Origin of the sequence: Rhizobium sp. AN80A (assembly GCF_030053015.1) — a bacterium.
GTDB lineage: Bacteria > Pseudomonadota > Alphaproteobacteria > Rhizobiales > Rhizobiaceae > Rhizobium > Rhizobium metallidurans.
This window is the reverse complement of record NZ_JASJPX010000003.1, coordinates 1,985,469-1,999,223: the sequence shown is the minus strand read 5'-3', so window position 1 is coordinate 1,999,223 and position 13,755 is coordinate 1,985,469. Positions and strand designations below refer to the sequence as shown.

Here is a 13,755-nt window from a genome sequence, read left to right as displayed (position 1 = left end):
CGCTCTGTTCTTTCTTGACTGGAATTAATTGGGCCAGATGGCGTTTGCGGCGGCCGAAAGGCCGGCAAGCACCGCCGTATCGGCATCGATGGTCGTGGCGTTGAGCGAGAGCGCCTTGAAGGCGGTCTCGTAGAGCTTCTGCAGGCGGCCGGAGGCGACGAGCGCGATCGGCGTGTCGTTGGCGGCGTCGGCCAGCGCGCCCGAGATCTCCAGGCCGATCAGCGTGCCCGAAATCCGCGCCTGCGCCGCCGATGCGGTCATGCCGTGCAGCAGCTGGCCGGAGCGCGCCGTGAACAACAGGTTGGTCGCCATCTGTGGCTGGCGGAATGCGGTCGAGACCGATGCCTTGAAGGCGGAGTTGTCGGCCGGCGATTGCTCGGCGCCGGCGACCGCATGCGACAGGATCGTGTGCTTGGTGATCGCGTCGAACAGCTCGCCCGTCATGAAGGTGGAGAAGCCGATGACCTCGCCATCCTGCACATGCACCCATTTGGAATGCGTGCCGGGCATGCACACGGCCTGCGCGCCCGTGCTGTCGGCCCCGAGCGCGCCGAGAAGCTGGGTCTCTTCGCCTCGGATCACGTCGGGCGATGCCCGGTCGCGCTGGGCGAGACCCGGCAGGATGCGGATGTCGCGGCTCTGGCCGGGCACCGGCACGGCGCCGGTGAGGATCGCCGATAGCGACGTGGGCACGTCGACATAACCGGCCTCGACCCAGCCCTGCTTGGCGCCGGCCATGCCGCAGACGATGACGGGGATGTCGGCGGGCGCCTCGACCGTGGCGAGGTGCCTGGCCAGAACCTCGGCGAAGCCGGTCTTGGCCGCCGTCGTCATGCCTTCGTCGCTGCGGCTTTCGTTGAGCACGCTGCCATCGCTGCCGATCAGCCACAGCCGGAAGCTGCTCGTGCCCCAGTCGACCGCGATATATCGGGGTGTCGTCATCAGAAAATGCCTCCATCGACAATAAGGGACTGCGCCGTCACTGCCGAGGCGCCGTCGGATGCTAGAAACAGGCAGGGACCGACGATGGCGTCGGCCTGCAATACGTGTTTGATGCACTGCCGCTCGATCATGCCGGCGATGCCCTCTTCGGTGAGCCACAGTTTCATCTGCCGCTCGGTGACGATCATGCCCGGCAGGATGCAATTGACGCGGATATTGTCCGGGCCGAGCTTGCCGGCGAGGCTCTTCGTCAGCCCGATGATCGCCGCCTTCGCCGTCGTGTAGGCCGGGAAGTCGGGCATGTTGAGCATGAAGGCGATGGACGACATGTTGATGATCGCCCCGCCGCCGGCCTCGCGCATCGATGGCGCCACCGCCTGCGCCGCGAAGAACACGTGCCGCAGATTGGTCGCCTGATTGTTGTCCCAGTATTCGGGCGTGACCTGGTCGAAATCATGCCGGTCGTCGCGCGCCGCGTTGTTGACCAGCACGCCGATCGGTCCGCAATCGGCGACGATCGCCTCGACCGTTTTGCGCAGCGCTTCGATATCGCGCAGGTCGGCATGGTGGAAGCGCACCGGATGCAGGCTGTCGCGCGACAGGCGATAGGCCAGCGCATGGCTCTCTTCCTCGGCGATGTCGATGAAGGAGACCTTGGCGCCCTGGCGGGCGAACCCCTCGACGATGGCGGCGCCGATACCGGAGCCGCCGCCCGTCACCACCACGCTTCGGTCCCTGAATTCGGGATATTGCGCTCCAGGTTCCGCCACCACTATCCTCCCGATAGTTCCATTATTCAGAACTCAATTTGACTATATGGAATTATCGGATTAGCCTTGGGTCTCTGTCAAGGCGTGAGGGCCAGCATGGGCGCGACTGATGGCCACATCATGGATAAGAATGCGATGGATAAAAACGCCACCGACAAGGACGCCGGCGCGGACAAGCGCGAAACCGGTACGCTCGGCAAGCTGATGCTGCTGCTCGATATCGTCACCCATGCCGACGGTCCGATGCGCTTCACCGATATTCTGGCAGTCGCCGGCCAGCCGCGCGGCACGCTGCATCGCCAGCTTGGCCATCTCGCCGAGGAAGGGCTGCTGGAAGTGCTGGCCGATGGCCGTTATGCACCCGGCCTGCGCCTTCTCGACCTCGCCTCGCGCAGCTGGGCGCGCAACGAGTTCCGGCTGATCGCCGAGCCGCATCTGAACGCCCTGCAGCAGCTGACCGGCGAGACCGTGCATCTCGGCGTCCTGCGCGGCGCTTCCGTCATCTATCTCGACAAGGTCGAGGGCAGCCAGCCCGTCAGGATGTATTCGCAGATCGGCAATGCCTCGCCGGTCTATTGCACCGGCGTCGGCAAGGCGGCGCTCTCGGCGCTGCCGGACGATCGGCTGGACGCGGTCATCGCGAGCGTGTCGTTCCAGCGTTTTACGGAGAACACGGTGACGGCGGAAACGCTGCGCCGCGAGATCACCGACATCCGCCGCGCGTGCAATGCCTTCGACCGCGAGGAGCACGAAGTCGGCATCCGCTGTGTCGCGGCCCCCGTCTATTCCGAGGATCTGTCCTTCGTCGGCGGCGTATCCGTGACCGGCCCGGCCTATCGGCTGACATTCGAGCGGCTGGAGGAGTGGGCTTTGCCTGTTCGCAAGGCCGCCGAAAGCATCATGAGCGGCATGCGCATCGGCCTCGGCCCGCGCCGATAACGCCTCGCAGATTTGATAATCGTCAAATCCGGACGTGCTGCGTCAGCTTTCGTACAGAAATATGCCTATTTTCAGCGTGTAGGCATATTGTGGTTTTGTGAAGAATCATCACAATTGCCAGTTGTCAATCCCCAGTCCTGGGGTGTAGTGCCGTAGGCCATATTGACGGCGATGCCGCCGTAGGCATGCGATTGAGCAGGCCACTTACGACGTTCCTGATTTTTTGAGCTGATGACACCATGAACCCTTTGCCAGAACAGACTTCCGTGAACGTATACGTAAATGAAGTGTCTGGGTTGAACACCCAGTTCGATATCTTTCGCTTCATGAAAAGGCTGACGGAAGCCTACCGCGTTCGCGCCTTCATGGTGCTCAACCTTCCCTCGGCCACCGCGCGCGATCTGCAGAGCAACACGGTCATCACCAACTGGCCCGCAGAGCTTCTGTCGGCTTACGACCAGGAAGCGTTGCTGACCAACAGTCCGGTCATGGGCAAGCTGCGCTCGTCGACCGTGCCGTTCTTCAACGACCTGTCGAAGGAGAAGATGGATCGCTCGGACGGCAAGTCGAACATCGTTCTGGCGCTGTTCGAACGCTTCAGAATGATGCGCTGCGCCTATTTCCCGACGCATGACCCGTCCGGCGCCCGTGGCGCCGTGTCCTTCTCCGGCGATCGCGATCCCTTCGCGCCCGAGGAAATGCTGGAACTGCATTATATCTCCACGCATGTCTTCGACAGGCTGGCCGAGATCCGCGCGCTCGACAACCGGGTGGTCGATGCCCTGACCGACCGCGAGATCGACTGCCTCAACTGGACCGCCGCCGGCAAGACCAGCGTCGAGATCGCCGATATCCTCGGCCTGTCCGAACACACGGTCAATCACTACCTCAACCGCGCCACCAAGAAGCTCGACACGGTCAATCGCACCCAGGCCGTTGCCAAGGCGTTGCGCGTCGGCTTGATCAAGTAGCTGCCCAAATAGCGTGCGCTTGTGTCACGCAAGCCTAAAATCGCGCCACGGCGTCGGCCATCGCGGCGTCTTTCGCCGCCCGTTGGGCCGGATTCACAGTCATTGCGAACTGGCACGCTTCCTGCTTCCTGATCGTCAGCGGTCCAGAGGGGACTTGGCAACGACGCCGTATAAAAGGCGCGACCTTCACTCCGCCGCTCGATCCCGGTCGCCAAGCGCGCTGGATATCGAGCGGCGGTTTGTTGTTTTTGGGATACGCCTGCCGCTCTATAAGCGTGAGCCGATGCATTTTTCCCTCAATTCTGACTGGTCTTTCGAGATGGACGCCCTAGAAACCCATTATCTACTGGGGTGACCGTTGCGCCATCAGGGCGAAAGCCCGGCGGACTTGATGGTTCAACGGTCTCCTTTGCAGCCCCATCCTCCATCACTGCAATTATCGCTCCCGCGCCAGCTTGCCGCGCGCCGAAGTCGCCGTTCTCCGATTTTGTTTGGAGAAGGCCCCGTGCTCCTCTATCTACAGAGCCAAAGCAGGGTGTGAGGACGATATGACTGAAGTCACCAAGGAACAGGTGCTGGAAACGCTGGCAACGGTGCGCGGACCCGATCTCGAACATAATATTGTCGAGCTCGGCATGGTCTCCGATGTGTTCATCTCCGATGGCAAGGTCTACTTCTCCATTACCGTCCCCGCCGAACGCGCCAAGGAGCTGGAGCCGCTGCGGCTCGCCGCCGAGCGCGTCATCAAGGAAATGCCGGGCGTCAAGGGCGCCCTGGTCGCGCTGACGGCGGACAAGAAAGGCGCGCCATCGGGCGCTGCCGCCTCGCGCACGCCGCCGCAGGCCGAGCAGGGCCATCAGGGTCACGCGCACGCCCAGCCGCAACAGCGCGCCGGCAAGATCGGCGTTCCCGGCATCGGTGCCATCGTCGCAGTGGCGTCGGGCAAGGGCGGCGTCGGCAAGTCCACCACATCCGTCAATCTCGCGCTCGGCCTGCAGGCGAACGGCCTGCGTGTCGGCATCCTCGATGCCGATATCTACGGCCCGTCGATGCCGCGTCTCCTGCGGATCTCCGGCCGCCCGACGCAGACCGATGGCCGTATCATCAATCCCATGGAGAATTATGGCCTCAAGGTCATGTCGATGGGCTTCCTCGTCGACGAGGAAACCGCGATGATCTGGCGCGGCCCGATGGTGCAGTCGGCGCTGATGCAGATGCTGCGCGAAGTCGCCTGGGGCGAGCTCGACGTTCTCGTCGTCGATATGCCGCCAGGCACCGGTGACGCGCAGCTGACCATGGCCCAGCAGGTGCCGCTCGCCGGCGCGGTCATCGTCTCGACGCCGCAGGATCTGGCGCTTATCGATGCCCGCAAGGGGCTGAACATGTTCAAGAAGGTGGAAGTGCCCGTTCTCGGCATCGTCGAGAACATGAGCTACTTCATCGCCCCCGATACCGGCGCGCGCTACGATATCTTCGGTCATGGTGGCGCCCGCGCCGAGGCCGAGCGTATTGGCGTGCCCTTCCTCGGCGAAGTGCCGCTGACGATCAACATCCGCGAGGCGTCCGACGCCGGCACGCCGTTGGTCGCCAGCGAGCCTGATGGTATCGTCGCCGGCATCTATCGCGATATCGCCGCCAAGGTCTGGGCGCAGCTCGAGCAAAAGCCGCAGCGCGCGGCGCCTGCGATCGTATTCGAGTGATTTGTGCCGTTTCGTGCCGCGTCGCTGGACTCCCAATTGCGGGCAAAATGTGATCAAACAACGCCGTTCACGTAAGATGTCTTGATTCTTGCGTGGGTTTCCGTCATATGGCGCGCCGTCGCCATGAGGACGGCGCGTACGGATGCTCGATGATAGCCAGCCTTGCAGCGGCGAATGCCTGCTGCGTGTTCGGAGTTCTCTTGTCGATCGAAGGATTGGTGACTGCGATGCGGTTGAGCATAGTGCATACCCGAGCTTCGGCCGGCTGTGACGGGATATTGATGAACATTCTTCAGCCGCTTTCGTTGGTCTCGAAGACTTGCAGCGCGGGCGCCGATTTTGCCGGCGCTTCGCGGAAGGTTTTCTGATGCGAACGGCGATGGCCCTCACAGCCCCTGATCACGGGAGACGCGCCCGGTGATCACGGCCTACTGCTCCAATTGTCAGTCGATCGAACTCGTTGACCTCACCAAGGTGGAGGCCCTGCGCGACGATATCGTCTGGATCGACATGGTCGAACCGACGCGCGAGGAAGAAATCTATGTCGAGAAGGCACTCGGCATCGAGGTGCCGACGCGCGATGACCTCAAGGACATCGAGCCCTCCGCCCGCCTCTATACGGAAGACGATGCGGTGTTCATGACCGCCTCGCTCGTCTGGAAGGCGGAAACCGATGCGCCCGTTCTGACGGATGTGGCATTCATTCTCGCCGGCAAGCGGCTGATCACCATCCGCTACGCGCAGCCCAAGTCCTTCGCGCTGTTCATCGCGGCCCTCCATCGCGTGCCCGCGCACTGGCGCACCGGCGCCTCGCTGCTTGCGAAGCTGTTCGAAACCATCATCGACCGCACCGCCGAGATCCTCGAGCTCTCGGTCGCCCGCATCGACGTCCTGTCGACCCACGTCTTCGGCGATCGCGCCAAGAAGATCCGCAAGCCGGCGAATTATCTCGAGGAGAAACTGCGCGACATCGCCGCCCACCAGCGCCTCGTCAGCAAGGTGCGCGACAGCCTGGCATCGATGTCGCGCCTGATGACCTTCTTCTACAATGTTCCGGCCGTGCAGCAGGATCACGGCACCAAGGAACTCTGCCGCACGGTCTCGCGCGACATCCAGTCGCTGAGCGAGCATTCGTCCTATATCGCCGGCAACATCACCTTTCTTCTCGATGCCTCGCTGGGTCTGATCAACATCGAGCAGAACTCGATCATCAAGATCTTCTCGATCGCATCGGTGGTCTTCTTGCCGCCGACGCTTGTCGCCTCCATCTATGGTATGAATTTTGAATCCATGCCGGAACTGCGCTGGGCCGAGGGTTATCCCTACTCGCTCGGACTTATGCTGATTTCCGCCATCATCCCCTTCTTCTTCTTCCGTTGGAAAGGCTGGCTCTGAAGAGCCTGTTTTCGTTTCATGTCCGCAGACAGCCATTCACACGACCAGAACATGAGCCCGCGCAAGCTCTTCTATCTCGCGCTCGGCTCCGTCGGCGTCGTCTACGGTGACATCGGCACCAGCCCGCTTTACGCCTTCCGCGAAGCGCTGAAGCCCGTCGCCGCCGACGGTCTCACCCGTTCCGAGGTCATCAGCGTCGTCTCGCTCATGATCTGGGCGCTGACCATTATCGTCACCATCAAATACGTGCTGCTTCTGCTGCGCGCCGATAACGAAGGCGAGGGCGGCACGCTCTCGCTGCTGGCGCTTCTGTTGAAGACCGCCAACGGCCATACCGCCATGCTGATGATGCTCGGCCTCGTCGGCGCGGCACTCTTCCTCGGCGATGCGATGATCACGCCGGCGCTGTCGGTGCTTTCCGCTGTCGAAGGTCTGAAGCTCGTCGCGCCGTCGCTGACCAGCTATATCGTGCCGATCTCGGTGGCCATCCTCGCCGTGCTCTTCGCCTTCCAGTCGCGCGGCACCGGAACGATGGCGCGCTATTTCGGGCCGATCACCGCGCTCTGGTTCATCGTGATCGCCATTGTCGGCATATCGCACATCTCGGACGATTTCGGCATCCTGGCCGCGTTCAACCCCTATTACGCCGTGAACTTCCTGATGAACGAGGGCTTCTTCGGCGTCATCGTGCTCGGCGCCGTGTTCCTGACGCTGACGGGCGCCGAAGCGCTCTATGCCGACCTCGGCCACTTCGGCCGCCGCCCCATCCAGTGGGCGTGGTTCGTGCTGGTCTTCCCGGCGCTGACGCTGAACTATCTCGGCCAAGGCGCGCTGGTGCTCGGCAATCCGCAGGCCATGAGCGATCCCTTCTACCTGATGTTCCCGAAATGGGCGTTGCTGCCGGCCGTCATCCTGGCCACCGCCGCCACCATCATCGCCAGCCAGGCCGTGATCACCGGGGCATTTTCGCTGATCCGCCAGGCCATCAACCTCGGCTACCTGCCGCGCATGGAAATCCTCTTCACCTCGGAAACCAACACGGGCCAGATCTTCGTACCCTCGGTCAACCTCGTGCTGTTCCTCGGCGTGATCTTCCTGGTCATCACCTTCGGCAGCTCGGATTCGCTGTCGACGGCCTATGGCATCTCCGTCACCGGCGCCATGGTCGTCACCTCGATCATGACCTTCGAGTTCGTCCGCGCCCGCTGGAACTGGTCGGTGCTGACGGCGACCGCCGTGCTGGCCCCGCTTTTCATGCTGGAGCTGATCTTCCTCGGCGCCAACCTCATCAAGATCTACGACGGCGGCTATATCCCGGTCCTGATCGCCACCACCTTCGTCGTCATCATGTGGACATGGCGTCGCGGCTCGGCGCTGTTGATGGAAAAGACCCGCCACACGGATATTCCGCTGGCCTCGTTCATTTCCTCGATCGAACGCAAGAGCGATCACTCGCCGGCCCATGTTCCCGGCACCGCGATCTTCCTGACCAGCGATCCGGAATCGGCACCCGCGGCACTTCTCCACAATCTGAAGCACAACCACGTCCTGCACGACAAGAACGTGATCCTGACGATCCGCACGGTCAACAAGCCGCGCGTGCCGAACGCCGACCGCTACAAGGTCGAGCAGATCTCCGAGCGCTTCTCGCGCGTCGAGCTCTTGTTCGGCTTCATGGAATCGCAGAACGTCTCGCAGGCGCTGGCGACGCTGCGCAAGACCGGACTGAAGTTCGACATCATGTCGACCTCCTTCTATCTCGGCCGCCGCAAGCTGGTGCCGGATGCGAAGTCGGGAATGCCCTATTGGCAGGACCGCCTCTACATCGCGCTCGCCAACGCCGCCGCCAATCCGTCGGACTACTTCCGCCTGCCGGCCAACCGCGTCGTCGAACTCGGCTCGCACGTCATCATCTGACGCGCACAGCATTCGTTAAGAGCCCGGCCGTCGCGCCGGGCTTTTGCGTTTCAGGCTCTATAAGCATTTGCTGTATGAATTCGGAGCGGCGTATTAACCAAGCATCAAGGTTAATGAGACATTTTTATCGGCATGTTCATGCGTCCCATGCCGGAGTCTGGTGTTGCGTCGAAATAATCGTGTTCCGGGTCAGTCAAGCGCCCAAGCCGCGTCGCGCCGCTTCGGCAGGCTGAGCCCGCTGCTTCAACGTTGGAGTTCCCCCGCGCTGTTCGGCGTCTGCGCGTGGCTGATGTTTCCCACCATGGCCTCGCACGCCGATCTTGCCTCCTTTCTCGCCGGGCTCGACCAGGGCCGCGAAAACTGGCGCATGGTGCTGACCAATTCTCCCGCCGGCTCCATTCACCAGGCCGAGCTCGCCTTTTCCGATCCGACCGTGACCGGCGCGATCGCATCCGGCGCCGGAATGGTGCTGCCCGATGGCCGCAAGGTCGCCTTCACATCGAAGGAAAAGGCCCGCGAGGACACGCCCGACGAGGACCGCGTCAACCGCGCCTCCAAGAAGGGCAGGGTGGTCGCCGTCGAGCAGGTGCAGCCGCCCAAGGATTTCTCCGCCGGCTCCATTCTCCAGCGCACGCGCCTTCTGTTTCAGCCGAGCCTCGACCTCAAGGAAAGGTCGGCCTTCGTGAAGCCGAAGATCCGCGGCAAGGAAATCCAGATCGCCACCAACTTCTACCGCAAGCAGCAGCCGAAGCCGGCCGCCGACATTTCACCGATGCTGGCCGATCTGGTGACGAGCAACAAGGCGGACGTGCTCGCCACGGCCTATGCGCCGGCCGCACCCGATTATGCCCGCCAGTCGCCTTTCGATTCCATCCTGACGGACAAGGCCGATGACGGCCGCTTCGTGCCGAAGATCGGGCCCAAGGATCACGCCTGGGCCGCCAGCGTCCTGCCGGCGAGCGTCTTCTCCCCGGCCGAGCAGCAGTGTCTCGCCTCCGGCGTCTACTTCGAGGCGCGCGGCGAAACCGTGAAGGGCCAGGCGGCCGTCGCCCAGGTCATTCTCAACCGAGTCCGCAATCCCGCCTATCCCAAGACCATCTGCGGCGTGGTCTACCAGAACGAGGACTGGCGCAATCGCTGCCAGTTTTCCTTCGCCTGCGACAACATCAAGGACCGCGTGAACTCGCCGGCCAACTGGAGAATCGCCCGCGACGTGGCGATGGCGGTGACCGCCGGCCGCATCTGGCTGCCGCAGGTCGGCTCCGCGACCCACTACCATGCCGTCTATGTCCGCCCGGCATGGGCCAAGACCATGGAAAAGGTCGGACGTATCGGCATGCACGTCTTCTACCGCACCTATGGTGGCGGCTGGAGCTGACAAAACCGTGTAAAAGGCGCGTTTTCGCGCCGGATTGCCCCCTCGGCGCGCGGATTCTTTCCCCCGATTCCGCAGCAAGCCGCCCAGATCGATCTAACCGCATGTTTTTGATCGCTTATTTTAAGGCTGGACATCGACCTCCTACGCCTTGACTATGCTTTTTGCTAAAACTATGTTGCGCGCGACTTCAAAGCGGGCCGGAAGGTTCTTCAGCCTTGGGGTCGTTGTCCGGTAAACCGGGGTAGCGGCGTAGCGGACGGCGGCAGGCGGAGGAGAGCATGATGGCGGATGACCGCGAGGAGAGTCTGGAAAAGCGCCGTGCGCAGCTGGGAGCGGAACTCGCGACCAAGCGCATCGAGGCGGGGAAGGACGAGGCCGACGAGGCCCGCGCCGAAGTAAGCCGCCGGGGTTATGCCCAGGCGATGAAGCTTTCGAGCGAGTTCATTTCCGCGGTCGTGGTCGGCGCCGTTCTGGGTTATCTCTTCGACCGCTTTGTCGGCACTGCGCCTTGGGGATTGATCGTGCTTCTTCTTCTCGGATTTGGTGCCGGCGTGCTGAATGTGATGCGCGCTGCGGGCAAGGTCGCGAGACCGAGCTTCGAGGGGCGTGAAAGCGACCGGAAATAGGGCGGAACGTTCAGGCGTTCGATCCAATGCAATAATCCCGTCTCGCGCGGGTGTAAGATATAGAGAGAACAAGCGGTGTCTAACGATCCGACTCAACAGTTCCTGGTCCAGAAGATTGTGCCGATCGACTTCGGCGGGATTGATTTCTCGTTTACGAACGCGTCGCTGTTCATGGTGGCGTCCGCCGCTGTTTCCGCCGGCTTCCTCTATTTCGCGACCTCCAACCGTGCCATCGTGCCCGGCCGCTCGCAGTCGATCGCCGAGATGTCCTACGAGTTCATCGCCGGAATGCTGAAGGAGGGCGCGGGATCCAAGGGGATGAAGTTCTTCCCGCTGGTCTTCTCGCTCTTCATGTTCGTGCTGACGGCCAACCTGCTCGGCATGTTCCCCTACTTCTTCACCATTACCAGCCAGATCGTCGTCACCTTTGCTCTTGCTTTGCTCGTCATCGGCACGGTTCTGGTCTACGGCTTCTACAAGCACGGCTTCCGCTTCCTGAATGTCTTCGTGCCTCAGGGCGTTCCCGGCATCCTGCTGCCGCTCGTCGTGGCCATCGAAATCATCTCGTTCCTGTCGCGTCCGATTTCGCTCTCCGTTCGTCTGTTCGCCAACATGCTGGCCGGTCACATCACCCTTAAAGTGTTCGCGGGCTTCGTCGCCTCGCTTGGAGCCATGGGTGCGGTCGGTATCGGCGGCGCTATCCTTCCCCTCATCATGACCGTCGCCCTGACGGGTCTCGAGTTCCTCGTCGCCTTCCTCCAGGCTTACGTCTTTGCGGTGCTGACTTGCATGTACCTCAACGACGCGATCCACCCGGGTGGCCACTAAAGGATACCGACATTGACGCCCCAGGGCGTCAGTCAATTCGCCGCAACAACCATTTCAAAGGAGTACAACATGGACGCGGAAGCAGCAAAATACATCGGCGCAGGCCTCGCTTGCCTTGGTATGGCAGGTACGGCTCTCGGCCTCGGCAACATCTTCGGCAGCTACCTGTCGGGCGCTCTGCGCAACCCGTCTGCCGCTGACAGCCAGTTCGGCCGTCTGGTATTCGGCTTCGCCGTTACGGAAGCTCTGGGCATCTTCTCGCTGCTCGTCGCTCTCCTTCTGCTGTTCGCTGTTTAATTTCGGCGCACTGAGGGATCACGGCCTGCTGACAGCGAGCCGTGATCCTTTGTATTTGCAGACACCTGGAGGTGAGCATGTTTTTTGTGACCCCGGCTTACGCTGAAGAAGCCCCGGCGGGAACCGCAGAAACTGGTGCGGCGACCGGTACAGCCGCGACTGCTGCCCCGGCCGCAGGCGAGGTCAATACCGAGACCGGCGTGCCAGGCGAAGAAAAGAGCGGTATATTTCCGCCATTCGATACCTCGACTTACGCTTCGCAGCTTCTGTGGCTGGCGATCACTTTCGTTGCCTTCTTCGTGATTATGCAGAAGGTCATCGCACCGCGCATCGGCGGCATCCTCGAGCAGCGCCACACGCGCATCGCTCAGGACCTCGACGAAGCAGCGCGCCTTAAGGCGCAGGCGGATGCCGATGTCGCGGCTTACGAAGCCGAACTCGCCGAAGCCCGCGCCAAGTCGAACGCCATCGGTACGGCAGCGCGCGACGCCGCCAAGCTCAAGGCCGAAGCCGACCGCCGCGCGGTCGAAGCCGCTCTGGCTGAAAAATTGAAGGCTGCCGAAGGCCGCATCGCCGAAATCAAGGCACAGGCCTTCGCCGATGTCGGCACGATCGCCGAGGAAACGGCCAAGGCCGTTGTCGAACAGCTCGTCGGTGGCACCGCCACCAAGGCTGAAGTCGCCTCCGCCGTCACCGCCGCCAAGAAGGGAGCTTGATCATGGCATTGGACGCAACATTCTTTGCTCTGGTCAGCCTTGTCCTGTTCGTGGCGCTGATTGTCTACCTCAAGGTTCCCGGCATGATGGCGACGTCGCTCGACGACCGCGCCGATCAGATCCGCAACGAGCTGTCGGAAGCCAAGCGCCTGCGTGAAGAGGCCCAGCATCTGCTGGCCGAATATCAGCGCAAGCGCAAGGAAGCCGAAGCGGAAGCTGCCCAGATCCTGGCGGCCGCCGAGCGCGAAGCGGAAATGTTCACCGCCGAAGCCAAGAAGAAGACCGAGGAATTCGTCGCCAACCGCACAGCGGTTTCGGAAGCGAAGATCAAGCAGGCCGAAGCCGATGCGATGAAGGCGGTTCGTTCCGCCGCCGTCGACCTCGCCATCGCCGCCGCTGAAACGGTTCTCGTCAAGAAGGCCGATGCCAAGGTTCAGTCCGAACTCTTCGGAAATGCCCTCGGCCAGGTGAAGACCCGCCTCAACTGAGATCGGTTTTCTCGCATTCGAAGCCCCGGTTCGCCGGGGCTTTTTGCGTTTGGGGATATCTTGCATCGGCGCCGGAAGGCCGGCCGACGTCTTGCTTACTCGCCGTCGGGCAGTTCGGTCCGGCGCAGCGGCTTGAAACTCATGCGATGCAGCGGGCAGGGGCCATGGCTGTCGATGCCGGCGCGGTGGCGTGCGGTGCCGTAGCCGGCATGGGCCGCGAAGCCATAAGCGGGAAAGATCAGGTCGGCGCGGGTCATCATTCGGTCGCGCGTGACCTTGGCGACGATCGATGCGGCGGCGATCGACACCGAGCGGGCGTCGCCCTTGACGACGGCCTGGCCGGGACATGCGAGCCCGGGGGGCACGTCCAGCCCATCGGTCAGCACGTAACTTGCCGGGATCGATAGGCTGAGGATCGCGCGGCGCATGGCGTCGAGGCTCGCCTTGCGAATATCCGTCTCGTCGATGCGGCGCGAGCTGGAAGAGGCGATCGCGACGGTCGCGGTGGCGAGGATCTGCTCGAACAGCTCTTCCCGCCTCTGCGCCGAAAGCTGCTTGGAATCGTTCAGTCCCTCGGGGATGCGCTTCGGATCGAGGATGACGGCGGCGGCAACGACGGGTCCCGCCAGCGGTCCTCGGCCTGCCTCGTCGGCGCCGGCGACGGGCCAGTGGCCGGCCTTGCGCGCCTTGAGCTCCAGCCGGAAGTCCGGCACCAGGGGGACATCTTCGAAAAGCATGGGAGAATCGGGTGGCGTGCGACGTGTCATGCGGCTGAACTTCGCACGCCA

The 13,755-nt window shown here is 62.7% G+C and carries 14 protein-coding genes; 11 read left to right on the top strand and 3 right to left on the bottom strand.

All coding sequences use genetic code 11. The features are described from left to right. Positions 1-24 precede the first annotated feature (24 nt). Entirely contained in the window at positions 25-942 is a 918-nt protein-coding gene (locus P3R82_RS21505) for a 2-dehydro-3-deoxygalactonokinase (protein ID WP_183901915.1), read from the bottom strand. Continuing rightward, positions 942-1,712 carry an SDR family oxidoreductase gene (locus tag P3R82_RS21500; RefSeq protein WP_283195264.1) on the bottom strand — a complete coding sequence of 257 codons (771 nt, stop codon included), beginning with the start codon at positions 1,710-1,712 and terminating at the stop codon, positions 942-944. The genes P3R82_RS21505 and P3R82_RS21500 overlap by 1 nt, the downstream gene beginning before the upstream one ends. Positions 1,713-1,847: 135 nt before the next feature. Between P3R82_RS21500 and P3R82_RS21495 the strand changes: the two genes are divergently transcribed. From P3R82_RS21495 to P3R82_RS21445, 11 genes are all read left to right on the top strand, one after another. Further along, the gene (locus P3R82_RS21495; protein ID WP_283195263.1) at positions 1,848-2,651 is read left to right on the top strand and encodes an IclR family transcriptional regulator; all 804 of its coding nucleotides are present in this window, start codon (positions 1,848-1,850) and stop codon (positions 2,649-2,651) included. A gap of 239 nt (positions 2,652-2,890) precedes the next feature. Then, a complete protein-coding gene (locus P3R82_RS21490) occupies positions 2,891-3,622 on the top strand; it encodes an autoinducer binding domain-containing protein (RefSeq protein ID WP_283195262.1) in 732 nt (243 codons plus the stop codon). 548 nt (positions 3,623-4,170) lie between these two features. After that, positions 4,171-5,322, top strand: a complete 1,152-nt coding sequence (gene apbC / locus P3R82_RS21485) for an iron-sulfur cluster carrier protein ApbC (RefSeq protein ID WP_283195261.1) — start codon at positions 4,171-4,173, stop codon at positions 5,320-5,322. A 417-nt stretch (positions 5,323-5,739) separates the two neighbouring features. Beyond that, positions 5,740-6,717, top strand: a complete 978-nt coding sequence (locus P3R82_RS21480; protein ID WP_183901920.1) for a magnesium transporter CorA family protein — start codon at positions 5,740-5,742, stop codon at positions 6,715-6,717. Positions 6,718-6,735: 18 nt separating this feature from the next. Next, entirely contained in the window at positions 6,736-8,634 is a 1,899-nt protein-coding gene (locus P3R82_RS21475) for a potassium transporter Kup (RefSeq protein ID WP_283195260.1), read from the top strand. A 289-nt stretch (positions 8,635-8,923) separates the two neighbouring features. Next, positions 8,924-10,012 carry a cell wall hydrolase gene (locus P3R82_RS21470; protein WP_283195259.1) on the top strand — a complete coding sequence of 363 codons (1,089 nt, stop codon included), beginning with the start codon at positions 8,924-8,926 and terminating at the stop codon, positions 10,010-10,012. 281 nt (positions 10,013-10,293) lie between these two features. Then, entirely contained in the window at positions 10,294-10,638 is a 345-nt protein-coding gene (locus tag P3R82_RS21465; protein ID WP_183901922.1) for an AtpZ/AtpI family protein, read from the top strand. A gap of 75 nt (positions 10,639-10,713) precedes the next feature. Continuing rightward, a complete protein-coding gene (locus tag P3R82_RS21460) occupies positions 10,714-11,466 on the top strand; it encodes a F0F1 ATP synthase subunit A (RefSeq protein ID WP_283195258.1) in 753 nt (250 codons plus the stop codon). Between the two features lie 69 nt (positions 11,467-11,535). Further along, on the top strand, positions 11,536-11,763 hold the full coding sequence (locus tag P3R82_RS21455) for a F0F1 ATP synthase subunit C (RefSeq protein ID WP_037106138.1): 228 nt from the start codon (positions 11,536-11,538) through the stop codon (positions 11,761-11,763). A 77-nt stretch (positions 11,764-11,840) separates the two neighbouring features. Next, positions 11,841-12,479 carry a F0F1 ATP synthase subunit B gene (locus P3R82_RS21450; protein WP_183901924.1) on the top strand — a complete coding sequence of 213 codons (639 nt, stop codon included), beginning with the start codon at positions 11,841-11,843 and terminating at the stop codon, positions 12,477-12,479. 2 nt (positions 12,480-12,481) lie between these two features. After that, complete coding sequence (locus P3R82_RS21445) at positions 12,482-12,967, top strand: F0F1 ATP synthase subunit B (RefSeq protein WP_183901925.1); 486 nt, start codon at positions 12,482-12,484, stop codon at positions 12,965-12,967. A 95-nt stretch (positions 12,968-13,062) separates the two neighbouring features. Here P3R82_RS21445 and P3R82_RS21440 read toward each other — a convergent pair whose 3' ends face one another. Further along, entirely contained in the window at positions 13,063-13,734 is a 672-nt protein-coding gene (locus P3R82_RS21440) for a ribonuclease HII (protein WP_283195257.1), read from the bottom strand. Between the last annotated feature and the right edge of the window lie 21 nt (positions 13,735-13,755).

What these genes read in the sequence shown, in the direction of transcription:
- P3R82_RS21505 (WP_183901915.1), bottom strand. Translation starts at nt 942, where the DNA reads ATGACGACACCCCGATATATCGCGGTCGACTGGGGCACGAGCAGCTTC.
- P3R82_RS21495 (WP_283195263.1), top strand. Translation starts at nt 1,848, where the DNA reads ATGGATAAAAACGCCACCGACAAGGACGCCGGCGCGGACAAGCGCGAA.
- P3R82_RS21490 (WP_283195262.1), top strand. Translation starts at nt 2,891, where the DNA reads ATGAACCCTTTGCCAGAACAGACTTCCGTGAACGTATACGTAAATGAA.
- apbC (WP_283195261.1), top strand. Translation starts at nt 4,171, where the DNA reads ATGACTGAAGTCACCAAGGAACAGGTGCTGGAAACGCTGGCAACGGTG.
- P3R82_RS21475 (WP_283195260.1), top strand. Translation starts at nt 6,736, where the DNA reads ATGTCCGCAGACAGCCATTCACACGACCAGAACATGAGCCCGCGCAAG.
- P3R82_RS21470 (WP_283195259.1), top strand. Translation starts at nt 8,924, where the DNA reads ATGTTTCCCACCATGGCCTCGCACGCCGATCTTGCCTCCTTTCTCGCC.
- P3R82_RS21465 (WP_183901922.1), top strand. Translation starts at nt 10,294, where the DNA reads ATGGCGGATGACCGCGAGGAGAGTCTGGAAAAGCGCCGTGCGCAGCTG.
- P3R82_RS21455 (WP_037106138.1), top strand. Translation starts at nt 11,536, where the DNA reads ATGGACGCGGAAGCAGCAAAATACATCGGCGCAGGCCTCGCTTGCCTT.
- P3R82_RS21450 (WP_183901924.1), top strand. Translation starts at nt 11,841, where the DNA reads ATGTTTTTTGTGACCCCGGCTTACGCTGAAGAAGCCCCGGCGGGAACC.
- P3R82_RS21445 (WP_183901925.1), top strand. Translation starts at nt 12,482, where the DNA reads ATGGCATTGGACGCAACATTCTTTGCTCTGGTCAGCCTTGTCCTGTTC.
- P3R82_RS21440 (WP_283195257.1), bottom strand. Translation starts at nt 13,734, where the DNA reads ATGACACGTCGCACGCCACCCGATTCTCCCATGCTTTTCGAAGATGTC.